The following is an 18639-nucleotide window of genomic DNA, read 5'->3' on the forward strand; positions in this document are numbered from 1 at the left end:
ATGAGAAAAACGTATACCAAATTCCCCATGCTTGCCATAGCACTGCTTGCGGCTGTGCTGACGTATACCCTATCTGGGTGCAGCGGCGCGGAAGAGGACCAATCCCTCAGCATTTTGCTCCCCAACCACAGCATTGAACCGCTGATGGACAAGCTAACCGCGGAAGACCCGGAGATCACCTTTGATGTGCAGCCTTATTTAGGAGCCGCTGTTTCTGTGCATACCCAGGAGCGGTTTGCGCACAATGATCTGCCCGACATTATTCTTTCAACTTACGCACCGGAGGGAGGTATCCGGAAGGAAACCCTGCTGGACCTCTCCGGTTATGACTTTGTGCAGAATTATAAGGCAAGCGTCTTGTCTAACCTTTCGGTGGACGGCGGGATCTATATGCTGGAGGGACCCACCACTGCCCGGGGGATCGCCTATAACAAAACATTATTTGAGGAGAAGGGCTGGGAGGTACCAACGAACCACGAGGAGTTTATCTCTTTAGCAAAAACCATTCGCTCCGAAAACGAAATGCTGCCTATGACGCTGCCTGGTTTGTATTCCGGCACCTACTTTACCTTGATGAGCGAATTATCTCACTGCAACTTCCTGATGACGGCGGACGGCGTTACTTGGGCGCAGCAGTTCGCACAGGGCGAGGCATCCTCCCGGGAGGGCTTCGGTACCGGCATTGCGCTGCTGAAGGATTGGATGGACGCCGGGGTGTTCGACTCCGTGCAGGTAGATATGAGTGATCAGCAAGGCATTAAAATGCTGATTAACCGTGAGTGTGCCATGACGTATCTGGTGGGCGGGCAGTCCTTCTTTCTGGGAGAGATCAAGGAGTCTACGGACGAATTTGGGACCTTCCCCTTACAAGGCCTGGGCGGGGACAGTGGGTTCTGTGCTACCAACTACGGCATTAAAATCGGACTCAATAAGCGTCTTGGCGATCCGGGCAACGAGAAAAAGCTGGAAAATGCTTTGAAGCTGCTGAAGCTGTTCTCCACCGAGGAGGGCCAGGAGCTGCTGCGCTCCAGCGAAGCGGATATTTTGCCACTTGCCGGCACCACCGCCAGGCTGCCCGAGGAATTTGTTCCTCTCAATGAAACTATGAACCGGGGCCATTCCGCGCCGTTTTTGTACCCTGGTTATGAGGATATATTGGCCCTGACAGGGGAATACCTTCGGGAGTCCGTCACTGCCGGCGGCGATCTGGACGGGGCGTTTGAACTGATGGACTCCATTCGCCAGGATACCATTAAAAATCAGAGCTCCGGCAACGTGCTGGCCACAGTGAGCGAGGATCTGACCACAGAGCAGACCACCCGGCTGGTGGCCAACGCGCTCTATGCCACGGGACTTGGAGACATTGCTCTGTGTACGGTGCAGCGTTATACCCCGGGCATACATCTGGCTGCGGCTGCCAACGGAAAATACTATCAGGGGGACCTGGACACCACGAATATTGATATACCCATTGGCCCCCGCTATAACGAACCTGTTTCCACTAAGGACATGACGGGCGCCCAGATCAGACAGTTCATGGAAGAAGGACTGAATGTCACAAACGATGCGGGGCATACCGATTATCTGCCCTTTATCAGTGCGGGGCTTGCCCCGGAAGAGCTGAAGGACGGGGAAACCTACACAGTGGTCTTTTCACCTGCCGACTGCGGAGAAAAATCCCCCTTAAAGGATGCTGTGACTTTAAGCGGTATCGTCTGGAAGGATTTCTGGCGTGAGTACATCATGGGGCTTGGAACCGTTACGCCCGAATGCGCACAGTAAACAAGGTCTGCCGGCATTGAGCCATAATCATTTTACTGGAATATGACGCGTCTGGCTGTTCTGGAAGGGATCAGCGCTCTCGTCTGGGCGTCTTATACGGAGGTAATTCAGCGGAAAGACTGCGATAGCATCCTCCTTCCCCATTGAAAAGCCTCAGCAGGAGGTTTACTACCGGAACGCGGAAAAAGGGCGTCTGAAAACACATACGCAGGTGACAAGAAGCATTATCCATTGCAAATATAGCGGTGTAGGGATCACTTCCCTGCACCGCTTATTTTAGGTATAATGAATAATCAAAACATCTCAATTCGCCGCACATCCGGCCCTGCTCCTGCGTTATACATAGTGAAAGGAGGTTTCCCAGCCGTGTCCATGGATTTAGAAGAACAATATGACAAAATATACCGCTATTGCTACTATAGGCTGCATCAGCGGGAAGCAGCAGAGGATGTCACCCAGGAAACCTTTCTTCGGTTTTTAGAAAGTGAAGGATACCGGGACCGGGGACGTGCCTTACAGTATCTGTATACCATTGCCCGTAATTTATGCATTGATGAATACCGGAAACGAAAAACAACAGAAGAACTGCATGATAATATGGCAGATGCTGATCTTGAGGAGAAGCTTCTCACTGCTATTTCCCTCAAAAAAGTGTTATTCCAGCTAACGGAGGAGGAACGCGAGCTTCTGCTTCTTCGCTATGTCAACGAAGTACCTGTGATGAGCATCTGTAAAATTTTTAAGATGTCAAGATTTGCAGTATATAGAAAAACAACAAAGGCTCTGAAACAATTACAGGAGCTGCTGGAAAAGGAGGAGTTTTCGTGAAACAAGATAGGAGAAAGGCTTTGCAGGACGCCTTTGAGGCTCCCGCGCCTCAGCACAAGGAAGAGTTTTTCAGAACCATACCCCAGCCCGGAATGAGTAATATTTCTTTTATGATCTCTCAGGCAGGATATATTCAAAAATGGATCTGGGCAGTATCCATAGGGTTATTTGCCGTATCTTTACTGGGCGCATGTTTTATGGAGCGGGATATTCTATGGCTGATTTCGTCCCTCCTTCCATTTTTGGCATTATCTATTGCAACAGAAAGCGGCAGGTCAAGGATTTATGATATGGCTGAGCTGGAGATGGCGTCCAGGTTTTCCCTGAGAAGCGTTGTGCTTGCCCGCATGGGGATTCTGGAGATGGTTCATCTTGCCCTGCTGTGCCTGCTGATCCCACTTGGAAATAGGAATAACACAGCCACTATTTTACAGGCAGGCGTATATCTTTTAGTGCCTTATTTACTGACGACGGTATCGGGGCTTTGGATAGTGAGGAAGTTCCAGGGAAGAGAGGCTGTCTACAGCTGCATGGGGGCAGCCGGTGCTGTCAGCGGAATGAATCTGTTCGTTCAAACCATGCTGCCGGAACTCTTCTATGTGAGATGTTTTCATTGGTGGATGGCAGCTTTCCTGCTGTTAGCCGTACTCACAATAAAGGGGATAACCAAGATGATTCAACTGACGGAGGAACTGACATGGAGCTTATCATAGACAGAGTATCGAAACAATATCAGAATAAAATTGCAGTTGACCGTATTTCATTAAAGCTTTACAAAGGTGTTTACGGTCTGCTGGGAGCTAACGGGGCAGGAAAAACCACATTAATGCGAATGATCTGCGGAGTTTTAAAGCCCACCAGCGGAACCATTACCTTTCAGGGATTTGATGCGTCAACCGAGGAATACCGTTCGAATCTGGGATATCTGCCCCAGGACTTTGGCTACTATCCTGACTTTACGGGAATGGACTTTTTGCTCTATCTGGCCGCTCTGAAAGGTTTGCCAAAGCCCCAGGCTAAGCGCAGAGCTCAGGAATTAGTAAAAGCAGTATCTTTGCAGGAGGCTGCGGGCAAAAAAATCAAAACCTATTCCGGCGGTATGAAGCAGCGGCTGGGGATAGCCCAGGCATTGATAAATGCACCCCGGATTCTTATCCTGGATGAACCTACTGCGGGACTTGACCCAAAAGAGAGGGTCCGGTTTCGGAATTTGATTCGTGAACTGGGCAAAGAGAGTATTGTTCTGCTCTCTACGCATATAGTCTCGGATATTGAACATATAGCTGATACCGTACTAATCATGAATGAAGGACAGCTGATTTTTCAGGGCAGCTGGGACGGCAGCCGGAAAGATTTAGAGGAATTCTATTTACAACAGTTTGAGGAAGTGGAAGATGAATAGGACAGGTGCTTTATATATATATGAACTTAAGAAAATTCTGCATCGGAGGATGGTATGGATTGCATGTGCAGTTACATTGGCTCTTTGTGCGGGCATAAGTTTGAGTAATCTGCTGGGTGCTTCCTATATTACCGATGACGGGGAAGAGATCAGCGGATATGAGATGATGAAAATGAGCAGAGAATATGCGAGAGACTTATCCGGAAGAGCGATAGACAATATCCTGCTTTCGGAAATGCAGGAAGCTGAAGGGAAGGAGGAAGAGAGTGCAGACAAGTATGCCGCTGTCTATTCTTATGTGCAGAAAATAACAGGTGACAGCAAAGAGGCATTGACAGCAGATGAGGCCGCTTTGTACAGCGCCCGAAGGAATAACCTTACCCGGATTTGGAGGGAGCAAATGCTGACAGATGGGGAAATCACATATTGGCTGGGAAAGGAAAAAGAGATAGAAACCCCATTTATTTATGCATATGCAGACGGATGGGCAGATGTGTTTGACAATATTTATGCGCTGAATTTTATGCTGTTACTGTTAATTGCAGTCTGCCTCTCCAATGTTTTTTCTATGGAACATGTACGCAGGACAGATCAGCTTATCCTGTGCACCCGGTGTGGCAGAAAGAATCTATACCATGCTAAAATTCTTGCAGGCATAACTTTTGGCATGATTTTGGCGGTCCTGCTTTTTTCAGTGAGTGTTATTACAAGCATTCTTATCTACGGATCCGATGGGTTTTATGCAGCCCTTCAAGCAGTGCTGCCGTTATCGTCACGGCCGGTGAGTGTTGGCAGAGCAGTTATGACTCTGTTTGTATTATTTATCATCGTATCCATACTTTATAGCATTGCAACGATGTTTCTGTCCGAATGTTTAAAAAACAGTGCCGGAGTTATGGGCGTGTTAGCAGGAGGCATGGTATTCACAATGTTAGTCGACATTCCGTACTGGCTGAGGATCCCGTCACAGCTCTACGATCTTCTGCCCACAACACTGCTGATAAAATGGCAGTTGTGGGACGACAGACTCCTTTCTGTTCTGGGGAAGCATTTGACAAATTATCAGTCTGCGGCCATAGCATACACCGTTATGTCAGTTCTTCTGGCTGCCGCAGGAGGGAAACTATACCAAAAATACCAGGTGAATGCAAGATGATTCCGGCAGATTTTCGGAAAGGAGTGCACGGTCCGGTTGGGCTTGGACAGCGGGATAAGGTCGCGAAAACCTGATTTGTATGTTATACTAGCCTTATACGCGTGTGGAAAGGATAAGACTGGATTCGTTATTCGAAAAACAGCAGGTAGAGAATTTGGAGTGGAATATTGCGCCGGAGGCTATTTCCCTGGTCATTCTGGTAATTATATGGGTTTATTCCAGAAGCGGAAGCTTTCTTCCGACTTTAAAAAACAGGATTTTTCAGTGGTGCTTACTGGTTACCTTCGGGGCTATGCTGACGAATATCCTGTCAACTATTATGATTTATCACAGCGATACGGTTCCCATATGGCTCATCTGGACAGTGACCACGGTTTATTTTATTATGACGCCGCTTATGGGAATGGCATATTTTTTCTATGCCGTTTCCATTCTATACCCAGAGGGGCGGGGACTGAATCGTATTCTGGGATTAGGCATTATACCCGGAGCGGTATACTCAGCAATTGTCTTTATGAATCCTCTCACAAAGAACATATTTAATATCACGGCTGCAGGCGGTTATGTCAGAGGCCGTTATATTGTGGCAACCTATATTATTTTTTATGCTTACTGTGTGGCAAGCATAATAATAACAGTTGTTAACTATAAAAAAACAGATCGAAAGATACGCAGGATACTTGCCGCCTTTCCGGTGCTGGCGTTTCTGGTAATCATAGTTCAGCAGATGTATCCGAATATTATACTGTCCGGGTCAGCGGCTACCTGCGCGCTGCTGATTATTTATCTGCACATTCAGAACAAACAGATTTCACTGGATTATCTGACAAATCTGCCAAACCGGCGGGAGCTTCTGGACATGCTTGAGCTGATACTAAAGAGATCTGCCGGAGAGCCGTTTACGCTGATGGTCGTATCTCTCAGGGAATTCCGGCTTATTAATAATACCTGCGGGCAGCAGCGGGGAGATAAGTTCCTCCAGGAATTTGGGAGATTTCTCTGCAGGTTCGGACCCGTCGGCAGAGTATATCGTTTCAGCGGAGACGAGTTCGCAATTTTGTTTACTCATGAAAGTGATGAAATGATTATTCGCTGTGTGCAGGCGGTAGAAGAACGTATGACTAAGCCCTGGCAGCTGGATGATTATCGGCTTGATCCGGAAGTGGTCATTGGGATTATCCGCCGGTCTGATGTGGACTCTACACTGGAAAATATAATTAATGCCATTGAGTATGCAGTCTCCCAGGCCAAATCCGGTAAGTACGGTACGGTCTGTCATTGTGATAAAGCAATGCTGGGGAAGCTGAGGAGAAGGGGAGAAATTGTCCGGATACTGAAGGATAAGCTGGCAGACCAAAGCTTTGAGATGTATTATCAGCCTATCTATTCTGTAAAAGAAGGGAACTTTCAATTTGCAGAATCCCTTATGCGCATAAATGAATCTCCCATAGGGCCTATTTATCCCTCAGAGTTTATACCCATCGCTGAGGAGACAGGACTTATCATAGACATTACCTATGTGATTTTGGATAAAGTATGTAAGTTTATCAACCGGCTTCTGGAGAAAAAGATTCCGGTGGGTTCTATTCACGTAAATTTCTCCGGAGTACAGTTTTCGCAGCCGGATCTCCAGGAAAAGGTTCTGGGAATTATAAGACAGAATAAAATCCCTGCCTCAGCCATAAAGATAGAATTTACAGAGAGCACCCTTGCCGACAGTCCGCAGACGGTAACAGAGTTTGCCGCTGAGATGGGTAAGTATGGGATTAAGATGGGATTGGATGATTTCGGGACAGGCTATTCGAATTTTGCGACGGTTATCAGTATTCCCTTTGGCACTATCAAGATTGACAAGAGTATCATGTGGGCTTCTACGGGCAATATAACGTCAGCTGCTGCAATCAAACATATTGTAAATACATTTAAGGCTCTGAATATGAAGGTAGTGGCAGAGGGGGTAGAGACAGAAGAGCAGGTAATGTCTGCAATTGATGCAGGAATCGATCAGATTCAGGGGTATTACTATTCCAGACCCCTGTCTGAGGAGGATATGGAGCGGTTTTTAGCAGAAAATAACCGAAGGGCCACACAAGTAAACCACCATCCCGCATAGAGAGCGGGACGGTGGTTTTTTTGCGGAATTGTCACAGAAACCTTCTGTCATAGAGAAGTGCGGCATTGAGGACTACTAAAACAGAGCCTGCGTTGTGCACCAGTGCCCCTGTAACCGGATTCAGTACGCCGAAGGCAGAAAGCGTAACGGCAGCAGCGTTAATACACATTGACAGGGCGATATTTCCCTTAATGGTACGGAGTGTGGAGCGGGCGAGGCGCTTCAGATAAGGAATCTTAGAGATATCATCACTTATGAGGGCGATATCTGCAGCCTCTACCGCAATATCGGTGCCTATACTGCCCATGGCTACCCCTACATCGGCTGTTTTTAGGGCGGGAGCATCATTTACCCCGTCCCCAATCATGCAGACCGTCCGCCCTTTTTGTTTAAGCTGTGAAATGTATTTCACCTTTTCTTCCGGAAGCAATTCCCCACAGACGGATTCGATACCGGCCTGTGTCCCAAAGTAAAGAACTGCTCTTTGGCTGTCCCCGCTGAGCAGGAGGGTCTCTGTATCCATTTTGGAGAGCCGGTACACCATGCTCCGGACAGACGGACGCATCACATCTAAGAGGGAGAGAACCCCCAGACAGGAATCCCTATCGGCCACTAGAACGGCGGCTTTTCCCTGGGTGCCAAGCTGCTCCAGTACCATTTTTTCTTTAGAGGAGAGCAGAATACTGTGTTCTGACAAATAGTATGCGCTGCCGCAGTAGATGGTTTTTCCCGACACTTCAGAGGAAACTCCTTTTCCGGGTTCCATATGAAAGTTTTCAGAGTTCCGGAGAGATATCCCCTTTTCCTCAGCATATGCGGCGATGGCTTTTCCCAGCGGATGCTCACTTCTTGCCTCCGCCGAGGCTGCAATGGCCAGAAGGGTTTGCTCATCCAGAGTATCCTGAAATGGAATAATATCGCTGATTTCCAGTTTTCCCTGGGTGAGGGTTCCTGTTTTGTCAAAGGCAATGGTGTCCACCTTCCCCATTGCTTCCAGGGCCTCTCCGGATTTAATAATTACTCCGTGTTTTGTGGCCTGGCCGATTGCTGCCATAACTGAGGTGGGGGTTGCCAGGGCAAGGGCGCAGGGACAGAAGACGACCAGAACGGTTACCCCCCGGTTCAGAGCAGCCATGGCAGGGAGACCCAGGAACAGATTCACGGCAAAGGTACCCGCTGCGATGAGAAGAGCGATGGGGACCAGCCATACAGACCACTGGTCTGCAATGCGCTGCATGGGTGCTTTGCTGTCTTCGGCATCTCTTACCATCCGGATAAGCCTCTGGAGTGAGGAGTCTTTGCCCACACAGGTTGCTTCCATGTCAATGGAGCCAAAGCAGCTTACGGTACCGCAGTAAACCTCATCGCCTGTGCTTTTGTCGACGGGGAGAGATTCCCCTGTTATGACAGACTGGTCCACAGAGGTATCGCCGGAGACGATGACGCCGTCCACCGGTATGGTTTCACCGGGAAGAACCCGGAGAAGATCGCCGGTCCGGATCTGGGCGGCAGGAACAAGCTCTTGTATCCAGGCACCCTGTTCCTTTCTCAGTCTCCGGCCTTCTGCCGGTGCCAGTGCCATGAGGCTTGAGAGCCCTTTTTTCGCACGGTTTACGGTCATATCTTCCAGGAGCGCACCGATTGCCATAATAAAGGCTACCTCTCCGGCAGCAAACAGCTCTCCGATACACAGAGATGCTGTCATGGCAATGGAGATGAGGAGCGGAGAGGAGATCCATTTTTTATAATACAGTCTGGTCAGAGCAAGATACAGGAGAGGATATCCTGACAGAATAACCGTTATCCAGGCAGGATCCAGAGGAAATTTCGTTCCGGTGAGCAGGAGAAACAGACTGAAAAGCAGAAAAATGCCGGATATAACAGTTGCTTTCCGCCCGGAACATAGAATACTCAGCTTTTTTAACATAGGCGGCCTCCTTTATTAGCCTTGTTTTTTTAGGAATTATAGAGTACACTTTATATGATATAGTACAATATGTTTGATATTATTATAAGTCAGGACAGACAAACCAATCAATGAACAATGCTGCCTGCCTGTATGATACCGAACATTACGACGTTTTTGTACAGGAAAGGATGCCTATGGACAGAAGACAGCAAAAATCCAGAGATGCCATTTTTACAGCATTCGGTACGCTGCTTTCCCAAAAAAGCTATACAAAGATAACGGTGCAGGAGATAATTGATGAGGCAAATGTAGGGCGGAGCACGTTCTATGCGCATTTTCAGACGAAGGATGAACTGCTGGGAGAGATGTGTACGGATTTGTTCGGACATGTATTCTCAGAGCATCTGGGAATGGAGAGCACCCATGACTTTTCTCTGACACAGGGAGGGCCGGATGTGGTGATTACTCATATCCTTTATCATCTCAGGGATAATAAGAGAAACATTACGGGGATCTTAAACAGTGAAAGCGGAGAGATTTTTTTATTCTATTTCAAGCAATATCTGAATCAGCTTGTGGAGAAGTGTCTGCTCAGTCGTATAGAGAGAACGAATACAAAGGTTCCGGAGGAATTTTTGCTGAATCATATCTCGGGGAGTTTTGTCACCATGGTGCAGTGGTGGATTCGAAATGGGCTGAAACAGTCCCCGGAGGAACTGGCAGGATGGTATCTGGCAGTGATTCAGCCCATACTGTAACAGGCTGTGCGGAGACAACAGCTAAAGCAGCTTTAGCTGGGGAGGTAAGAATATGCACTACGGTATTACTGACATAGCGAAGATGCTGGGGATTACCACCAGTGCGATCCGCTATTTTGAAAAGGAGCAGCTTATCAATGCCGGAAAAGAGAAAAACGGTCACCGGTATTATGATGAGGAAGATGTATTCCGTCTGCTGTCCTATATGAAGTACCGCTCCATGGAGATTCCCATGAAGCAGATTATTACACAGTTCAGCGGCAGGGAAAATGACTGGAGAGTAATAAAAGGGAGAGTAGAGAAGGCAAAAGACAAAGCCCTGGAGAAGGCAGAATTCTACCGGAAACTGGCATCCCAGATAGAACAGCATCTGCGCAGTATGGAGCTTATTGAGGGCCTTGCGGGCAAGTACGAATTTGACAAATCGCCGGCTGTCATTTTTGTTCAGGACAGAGCGGGTGGCTGGCTTCCAAAAGACAGAAAAAAACAGATGGAAGCCCAGAAATGGGTAAAAGATATGCCGAATGTCTGTCTGGCACTTCAAAAGGCAGAAGGAGATGAAGCCGTGTTTGGTTATCTGGTATCTGCCAAGAGCTCCAGTGAAGAGCTTCTTTGTACGGATCTGGACAAAAAAGAAATTCCGTCAGCATCCTGTGTCCATACCATTGTAAAGGCGGAAGAGGATTTTGCATTTGCACCTCAGAAATGCTTTGAAAAGCCCTTAGCCTATCTGGAGGAGAGAGGATTTCATTTAGAAGGAACTTCCTGGGGAAAGATTCTCCTGGTAGAAGTTGAGGAGGGACAGCATCTTCACACCTATGTAGAACTATGGCTTCCCATTTGTTAAAGAATTCTCAATTAAAGCTTGCAGGTAAAGGAACTTTATGTGCTATAGTAAATGATAGAGATGGATCCAGTCTTTTTGCAACTAATTACTCTGCATATATAGTGAGGGATGATTTAAAATGGAAGAAAAGCATAAGATTCTGTTTGAGCCTGTGAGCATAGGAAAGATAAAGATAAAAAACCGGTATGTTATGGCTCCTATGGGACCGGGAGGTCTCTGTGATGAGCAGGGATGTTATAATCAAAAAGGGGTGGAATATTACGTAAGGAGGGCACAGGGCGGTACCGGCCTGATTATGACCGGGGTCACGTATGTGGAAAATGACATAGAAAAATGCGTTATGCCATCCATGCCATGTCCCACCATCAATCCCCTTAATTTTATCAAAACGGCAAAACCAATGACAGAGAGAGTACACGCATATGGAGCGAAGATTTTCTCACAGCTTTCCGGAGGATTCGGACGCGTCAGTATACCCAGCATTGTAGGAAAAGTAGCTGTTGCGCCGTCCCCGATTCCCCATCGGTTTCTGGATGACGTCATCTGCAGGGAACTAACCGTGGAGGAAATTCATACATATGTGAAAAAGTTTGCGGAAGCGGCAGCAATCTGTAAAAAAGCAGGATTTGATGGGGTAGAGATCCATGCTGTCCATGAGGGATATCTCATCGATCAGTTTGCTATTTCCTTTTATAACCACAGAACAGATGAATATGGCGGATCTCTGGTTAACAGGCTGCGTTTCGCTATAGAGATTGTCCAGGCGATAAAGGAAGCCTGCGGAGCGGACTATCCGGTCTCTCTCAGATACAGTCTGAAAAGCTTCGTAAAAGACTGGAGAAAGGGCGGACTTCCCGGGGAAGAATTCACAGAGGCCGGACGCGATATCGAGGAGGGAAAGGAAGCTGCAAGAATTCTGGCAGAAGCGGGATATGATGCCCTGAATGCGGATGTGGGAACTTATGATTCCTGGTACTGGAACCATCCCCCTATGTATCATGAGAAGGGAATGTATCTGCCTTATAATGAGATCCTCAAACAGGCAGTGGACATTCCGGTGATCACAGCAGGGCGTATGGAAAATCCCGATCTGGCCAGCGATGCGGTGAGAAACAAACAGACAGACATGATTGCTCTGGGAAGGCCGCTCCTGGCGGATCCGGATATCCCCAACAAAATTATGCGGGGGGAATTCCGGCAGGTGCGCCCATGTCTGTCCTGCCAGGAGGGATGTATGGGCAGACTGGCAGCCTATGCACAGATTTCCTGCGCAGTGAATCCTGCCTGCGGCAGGGAAAATGAGTACGGCATAGCGCCTGCCCTGCATAAAAAACAAATATGGATTGTAGGGGGCGGTGTTGCCGGTATGGAGGCTGCAAGAGTCAGTGCACTCCGGGGCCATGAAGTTACTTTATTTGAGAAATCTTCAAACCTGGGCGGCAATCTGATTCCCGGAGGTGCACCTTCCTTTAAGGAGGATGACCATGCACTGATCCGCTGGTATGAACTGCAGCTAAAAATGCTGGGTGTACACGTACGGGTAAATACTGCCGTTTCCCCAGAGGAACTGAGACAGTCTCCTGCAGATGAAATTATCCTTGCTACCGGCTCTAAGCCAAAGATGCTGTCGGTTCCGGGAGCAGAACTGCTGGCGGCAGAAGAGGTTCTGACCGGTAAAAGAGAACCCGGCACTTCCACCATTATTATCGGAGGGGGTCTGGTTGGCTGTGAGACGGCTCTCTGGCTGAAAAAGGAGAAGGGAACAAAGGTTACCATTGTGGAGCTGCAGCCTGACATCTTAAGTGTAGGCGGTCCTCTTTGCTCCGCTAACAGTGATATGCTCAGAGACCTGCTTGCTTACCACGGTGTAGAGATCCTGACCGGAAGCTGCGTCACGGGCAAATCGGCAGAGGGCTGTGCCGTAACAACGCCTCAGGGAGAGAAGGCAATAGCTGCTGATACTGTAATCTGTGCGGTAGGGTATGCATCAGAAAAGAGCCTTTACGAACAGGTGAGAGAGGAGATGCCGTTTGTACATCTTCTGGGAGATGCAGAACAGGTCAGCAATATTATGTATGCGGTCTGGAATGCCTATGAGCTTGCGAGAAATCTTTAAGAAGAACTGCTGCCTGGCAGTCAGGACAGCTTGACTGATTCCCGGAACTTGTGCCCCTATGATTTCTATATATGGGGGTACGGCGAATTCTTTGTGCCCTGGGGGTCTCCTGTGGTAACATAAAACAAAAAGGAGTTTTATCTTATGCAAAACGGAAACGTATTTTCATCACTCAAGGACAAGGTAGTAATTGTGACAGGGGGCACCCGCGGCATTGGCTTTGAAACCGTTCAGGCTTTCTTAGCCCAGGGTTCTAAAGTCGCCCTTTTCGGTTCCCGGGAGGAAACCGTTGCACAGGCTCTGGAGAAACTGGCCGTCATCAACCCTTCTTATACGGTAAGGGGGTATCACCCCGATCTTTCTAATCCGGAAGAAATTGAAAAAACAGTTTCCGAAATCAAAAGAGAGTTCGGCGGCATTGATGTGCTGATCAACAACGCGGGAGTCAGCGACAATTGCTCTATTTACGATTATGAACGGGATCATTTTAACGATGTTATGACCATTAATTTACGTTCTGTCTTTGAAATGTCTAAGGCTGTGGCTCCCATTATGCGGGATAAGAAGAAAGGTGTAATATTAAACACCAGCTCTATGGTCAGTCTGTATGCCCAGCGTATCGGAAGTGCTTATCCTACCAGCAAGTTTGCTGTAAACGGACTGACCAAATCTCTTGCACGGGAATTGGGTAAAGACGGTATCCGGGTTAACGCAGTGGCTCCCGGAATCATTGAAACGGATATGGTTGCGGCGCTGGATCAAAACACTGTAAAATCCCTGGCCAGCGGTATTCCGCTTCAAATCCTTGGAAAGCCTCAGGATATTGCCAATGCATTCTTATTTCTGGCCAGTGATATGAGTTCCTATATTACAGGTGCCGTTATCTCCGTGGACGGAGGCTTTGTGGGTTAATCGGTTGCAGCCTGAGGGCTGCGACCTTTTTTATTGCGCCTATTCTGTTTCTGTGCTAAAATTAAACGATACCTATAGGACAGAGTTATTACCAGAACCAGAAAAATGCAATGGCCTTAAAAGTAACTGAATCATATCTAAGGGGGGAATCATATGATACAGGACAGCCCTCTATCCAGGGAGCAGACGGCGGCTGTATTGGACAATATGCCGGTAGCTGTTTATGTCAGTGCAGTCGACAATTGGGAGCTGCTTTTTGCCAATCGCATGGCTAAGAAGTTATTTTTTCGGAAACCAGACAGGCAGGTGAATACCTGCTATTACCTGGCAGGATTCGACGAACCCTGTCCTTTTTGCCGTGCAGAACAAATGAGCCGCACAGAGCTTTTTGTCCGGGAATTCCAACATCTGGGGAATCACCGGATCTATCAGCTCAGCGGAAAGCAGATCGATTGGGACGGCAGGCCGGCCCATATTGAATATATCATAGATATTACAGAAAAGAAAAAAGAAGAAGAGGAATCGGAAGCGCTGAAAAAAGAACTGAAAAAAACCTTCAGCAATATTCCCTGCGGTTTGAGTGTGTATCGGTTTACCGGAGAAAAAATCTTACCAGTGTTTCATAACCCTGCTTTTTATAAAATCCTGGGGTATTCCCCTGCGCATATCCGTTCTGTTGAGAGCGAGACGGCATATCTGGGGGTACATCCGGATGACCGGCCTCTCTTGGAGGAGAAGGTCCGAAAAATGATTGCAGAGGAGGGGGTCCTTCAGCATACCTACCGTGTCTGGAATGATACTCTAAAAAAATACCGTTGGATTCAGCTGGACGGCTCAGCGAAAGCCCAGGACGACGGAACAAAGCTTCTGTATGTCCTATACAGTGATGTGAATGAAAAGATCCGGCTGGAGCAGGATTTGAAACAGGCAAATGAAAAAATGCAGGATATTATCAATGCAATTCCGGGAGGCGTTGCTATTTACAAGGTTTCAGATATATTTGAAACTGTTTATTTTTCGGATGGTGTACCGGAGCTGTCTGGATATACAGTGGAAGAATACGAGGAACTGATAAAACAAGATGCGGCAGCTATGACCTATCGGGAGGATACTGCTATGGTGGTATCCAGGGCAAGGGAGGTAATTCAGAGCCGGGGGGTTACTAACTTTGAGTTCCGCAAGCAGCACAGAGACGGTCATATTGTCTGGGTCCGGGTAAGGATAAAATGGATCGGAGAAGATGAGGGATTTCCTCTTCTTCACTGTGTGTTTCACAATATTTCAGACCTTAAAGAGGCCCAGCTGGAGATGGATCACCTGGTCAATTCCATCCCAGGGGGAATCGCGAGCTACAGGGTGGAAGGCGGCCGCTTTCTGCCGACCTTTTTCTCTGACGGGGTGGCAGCTCTCTCCGGCCATACGCGGGAAGAATACAGAGAACTGGTATGCCGGGACGCCCTTGCCGTTATCTATGATGCGGACAGGGAAAGGGTTTTGACAGCGGCGCGTGCCGCCCTTGCGACCGGGGAGAGTATGGATGTCTATTACCGCATGCGCCATAAGGACGGAAATCTAATCTGGATACATCTGAATGGGCGCCGCATGGGGCCCCTCTCAGAATCCACAAGATTTTATGCTGTTTATACCGGGATGTCTGCAGAGACGCATTTGTTTCAAAATATTGCCAATGAGATGGCAGACGGTATATACGTGATTGGAAAAGAGAATTATGATCTCCTCTATGCCAATGAATCCAAAAGTCTGTTTGCCAGAGGAGGAAACATTCTCGGACAGAAATGTTTTACGGCCCTTCACGGAAAGAACCAGCCTTGTGAATTCTGTACCCTTAAGACACATACAGCCAGCGGAGAAGAGCATGAGATGAATGTGGACGGGACGGGAAGTTATTACAGCACCCGGTTCCGGGAGACAGTCTGGAATGGGATACCGGCCTATATTAAATTTGTCCGTGATATCACAGAGGAAGTAACTATCCGCAGAGAAAAGGAACGTTTGGAACAGTATTTCCAGACAGTGGTGAAAAATCTTCCCGGCGGTGTTGCTGTGGTCCGTTACGAGAAAGACGGAACCATGACGCCGGAATTTCTTTCGGACGGTTTTGCCGTTATGACCGGGATGACGCTGGAAGAAGCCTGGGATCTTTACCGGCAGGACGCTATGGAGGGGGTACATCCGGAAGACAAGGTTTTTGTGAGGGAGCAGATGGCGTCTTACCTTGTCAGCGGTGCAGCCCACTGGGAGATCGTCTACCGGCTGAAAAAGGGGCGGGACGGTTATGTATGGGTAAAAAACAGTTTGTCAGTGATCCAGAATGAAGGCGGTGAAAGGCGTGTTTATGCAGTGTATCATGACATGACCAAAGAACGGGAGGAGCAGGAGAAATTCCGGACACAGTACAAAGAACTTCTCCTGCAGCATTACCGCACCCCGGATCCCGATGCTCTGATTATAGGACACTGTAACGTTACGAAGAGTAAAATTCTGGAGATCATCGATTATACAGATTCTGATTTACTGAAAAATTTCGGCAGTGATCGTGAACAGTTTTTTACCGGTATTTCCGGTCTTGTGGAGGAACCCGGACAAAAGCAGCAATTTTTGGAAACCTATCTGAACAAACCCGCGCTGGAAGCATTTGAAAGAGGAGAACTGGAACAGAAAATGATCTGCTTCCTGAGATTTCCAAAAGAAAAGAGAGGCCGGCACGTCCAGATCAAGATGACACTGGTTTCTACCCCCGATACAGGGGATGTGACAGGCATACTGACCGTCACTGACATTACGGAACAGAGAATCAGGGAGATGATACTTGGCAGATTGTCTGTTACGGGATACGACTGCGTCATGGATGTTGATCTGCTGCGGAACACTTATACGGTTTTATCCAGCAGTGAAAATGCCCGCTGCCTACCGCCCAGACAGGGGTTCCACTCAGAACGGGTTTCCTATATGGCAGCGGAAAAAATTGTCCCCAGGGACAAGGATACATACAGGGACGCACTGGAGCCAGGCAGGATGGCACAGCGTCTGAAAAAAGAAGGATCTTACACCTTTGCATTCTCAATTACAGATGAAAACGGAGACATATGCACAAAAAATATGACGGTTTCCGCAATCGATCTCAGGCTTGGCAGGGTGTGTCTGTCAAGAACAGACATTACAGATTCTATCCGGGAACAGCAGGGACTGCTCCGCGTGATTGCCTATACCTTTGAACTTGCCGGATTCATCGATCTGAGCAGCCGGAGGCTGACACTCCATACCAGAGAGACGGTACTGCAAAACTTATCGCCCTATATTCTGGAGCATTACGATGAGGCAATCGAAAGATTCACAGAACATTATGTTCCGGAGGAAAATTGGAAATATACCAGAGAGCAATTCCAAATTTCTACAATCCTGGAGCGTCTCAGGGAAAAACCTGCAGGATATGATTTTCTGTTTTCTTACCGCAGGGACAAGGAGGAACGGTATAAGCAGCTCAATGTTATGTGGGGAGATGTAAATCACAGAACCTTATGCCTTGTGAGGGCTGATGTGACAGACATGCTTGCGGCGGAGAGAAGAGCAAAGCGGGAACTGGAGAATGCGCTGGTTTTGGCCAAAGAGGCAAATCAGGCAAAAAGCGAATTCTTGTCAGCCATGAGCCATGACATCCGTACGCCTATGAATGCTATTATGGGAATGACTGCACTTGCAGTGGCCCATTTAGATGAGAAGGAGAGAGTTGCCGACTGTCTGAAGAAGATAACAATCTCCTCCAAACATTTGCTCAGCCTGGTGAATGATATTTTGGATATGAGTAAGATAGAGCGATCCCAGATCACCATGAACTGCATGAGGATATCCATATCCCAATTGGTGGAAGAACTGACCTCCATCATGGCGCCCCAGGCAAGGGACGGGGGACTGAATTTCGCTGCACGGACGGAGGGGATCTGCCATGATGGCTTTTATGGGGATGCTCTGCGCCTGAATCAGATTTTGCTTAATATACTGAGCAATGCAGTCAAGTTCACCCCGGAAGGCGGAACAGTAGACTTTCTGACAGAGGAGCTGCAGAACGCGGCGCCCGGCAAAGTGCGCTATCGGTTTACTGTAAGTGATACCGGGCTTGGTATGTCTGAAGAATTTATGGCCCATTTATTTGAGCCATTTACCAGAAGTCCGAATACTTTGCATATTGAAGGGACAGGCCTTGGGCTTAGCATTGCTAAGGGGCTTGTGGAGCTGATGCATGGTAAGATTTCTGTGAGGAGCAGGCCTTGTGAGGGGACGGTATTCCAGGTGGAGCTGGAATGTGAGTGCGCAAAGCCGACGGATGGCAGAGAAGATGTGAGAAGCTGGGCTAAGGAGGCTGGGGGAGACGTTGACAGGGAATTCGCCGGCAGGCTGTTTCTGGTGGCAGAGGATAATGCAATTAATGCCGAGATTTTATGTGAGCTTCTCCGGATTTATGGAGCGGATTCTGAAGTTAAAAAGGATGGAGAACAGGTAGTGAAGGCCTTTTGTGAGGCACCTCCACATACCTATGATGCTATCCTTATGGATATACAGATGCCCAAGATGAACGGTTACGAGGCGACCCGTGTCATTCGGGGCCTGAAACACCCGGATGCAGAAAAAATCCCCATTATTGCTATGACAGCAAATGCATTTGCGGAAGATGTCAGGGCATCCGCCGATGCCGGCATGAATGCCCATGTTGCGAAGCCAATTGATGTTGAAAGGCTGAAGGCAGAGCTGAGGAAGGCTTTGAACGCAAGGGCTTGCTGAAGAGAGATGAGATAAAGGA

General features: G+C 48.0%; 11 protein-coding genes and 1 pseudogene. 11 read left to right on the top strand and 1 reads right to left on the bottom strand.

Annotation, left to right across the window (positions count from 1 at the left end; translation table 11 throughout):
* The 6 genes and pseudogenes from BUA56_RS08955 (at position 1) to BUA56_RS08980 (ending at position 7281) form a co-directional block, all read left to right on the top strand.
* The gene (locus BUA56_RS08955; protein ID WP_072851048.1) at positions 1-1782 is read left to right on the top strand and encodes an extracellular solute-binding protein; all 1782 of its coding nucleotides are present in this window, start codon (positions 1-3) and stop codon (positions 1780-1782) included.
* Positions 1783-2154: 372 nt separating this feature from the next.
* On the top strand, positions 2155-2610 hold the full coding sequence (locus tag BUA56_RS08960; RefSeq protein WP_072851106.1) for an RNA polymerase sigma factor: 456 nt from the start codon (positions 2155-2157) through the stop codon (positions 2608-2610).
* Complete coding sequence (locus BUA56_RS08965) at positions 2607-3323, top strand: hypothetical protein (protein WP_072851049.1); 717 nt, start codon at positions 2607-2609, stop codon at positions 3321-3323. The genes BUA56_RS08960 and BUA56_RS08965 overlap by 4 nt, the downstream gene beginning before the upstream one ends.
* Positions 3308-3949, top strand: a pseudogene (locus BUA56_RS08970) (ABC transporter ATP-binding protein); the annotation flags it as partial. The gene BUA56_RS08965 and the pseudogene BUA56_RS08970, both read left to right, overlap by 16 nt.
* Positions 3950-4061: 112 nt before the next feature.
* Positions 4062-5168 carry a hypothetical protein gene (locus BUA56_RS08975; protein ID WP_207650926.1) on the top strand — a complete coding sequence of 369 codons (1107 nt, stop codon included), beginning with the start codon at positions 4062-4064 and terminating at the stop codon, positions 5166-5168.
* 103 nt (positions 5169-5271) lie between these two features.
* Positions 5272-7281, top strand: coding sequence for an EAL domain-containing protein (locus tag BUA56_RS08980; RefSeq protein WP_341443412.1), 2010 nt, complete (start codon positions 5272-5274; stop codon positions 7279-7281).
* 31 nt (positions 7282-7312) lie between these two features.
* Here BUA56_RS08980 and BUA56_RS08985 read toward each other — a convergent pair whose 3' ends face one another.
* Complete coding sequence (locus tag BUA56_RS08985) at positions 7313-9208, bottom strand: heavy metal translocating P-type ATPase (RefSeq protein WP_072851057.1); 1896 nt, start codon at positions 9206-9208, stop codon at positions 7313-7315.
* A gap of 176 nt (positions 9209-9384) precedes the next feature.
* On the opposite strand from BUA56_RS08985, the gene BUA56_RS08990 reads away from it, so the two are divergent.
* The 5 genes from BUA56_RS08990 to BUA56_RS09010 all read left to right on the top strand — a co-directional run bounded on the left by BUA56_RS08990 (position 9385) and on the right by BUA56_RS09010 (position 18620).
* Positions 9385-9948: a TetR/AcrR family transcriptional regulator gene (locus BUA56_RS08990; protein ID WP_072851108.1), complete on the top strand. Its 564-nt coding sequence runs from the start codon at positions 9385-9387 to the stop codon at positions 9946-9948.
* Between the two features lie 52 nt (positions 9949-10000).
* Complete coding sequence (locus tag BUA56_RS08995) at positions 10001-10795, top strand: MerR family transcriptional regulator (protein WP_072851058.1); 795 nt, start codon at positions 10001-10003, stop codon at positions 10793-10795.
* A gap of 118 nt (positions 10796-10913) precedes the next feature.
* Positions 10914-12911 carry an oxidoreductase gene (locus BUA56_RS09000; RefSeq protein WP_072851060.1) on the top strand — a complete coding sequence of 666 codons (1998 nt, stop codon included), beginning with the start codon at positions 10914-10916 and terminating at the stop codon, positions 12909-12911.
* A gap of 144 nt (positions 12912-13055) precedes the next feature.
* The gene (locus tag BUA56_RS09005; protein ID WP_072851062.1) at positions 13056-13823 is read left to right on the top strand and encodes an SDR family NAD(P)-dependent oxidoreductase; all 768 of its coding nucleotides are present in this window, start codon (positions 13056-13058) and stop codon (positions 13821-13823) included.
* 153 nt (positions 13824-13976) lie between these two features.
* Positions 13977-18620: a hybrid sensor histidine kinase/response regulator gene (locus BUA56_RS09010; RefSeq protein ID WP_084067802.1), complete on the top strand. Its 4644-nt coding sequence runs from the start codon at positions 13977-13979 to the stop codon at positions 18618-18620.
* Positions 18621-18639: the final 19 nt, after the last annotated feature.

This window comes from Lactonifactor longoviformis DSM 17459, from assembly GCF_900129135.1.
In the GTDB taxonomy this organism is placed as follows: Bacteria; Bacillota; Clostridia; order Lachnospirales; family Lachnospiraceae; genus Lactonifactor; species Lactonifactor longoviformis.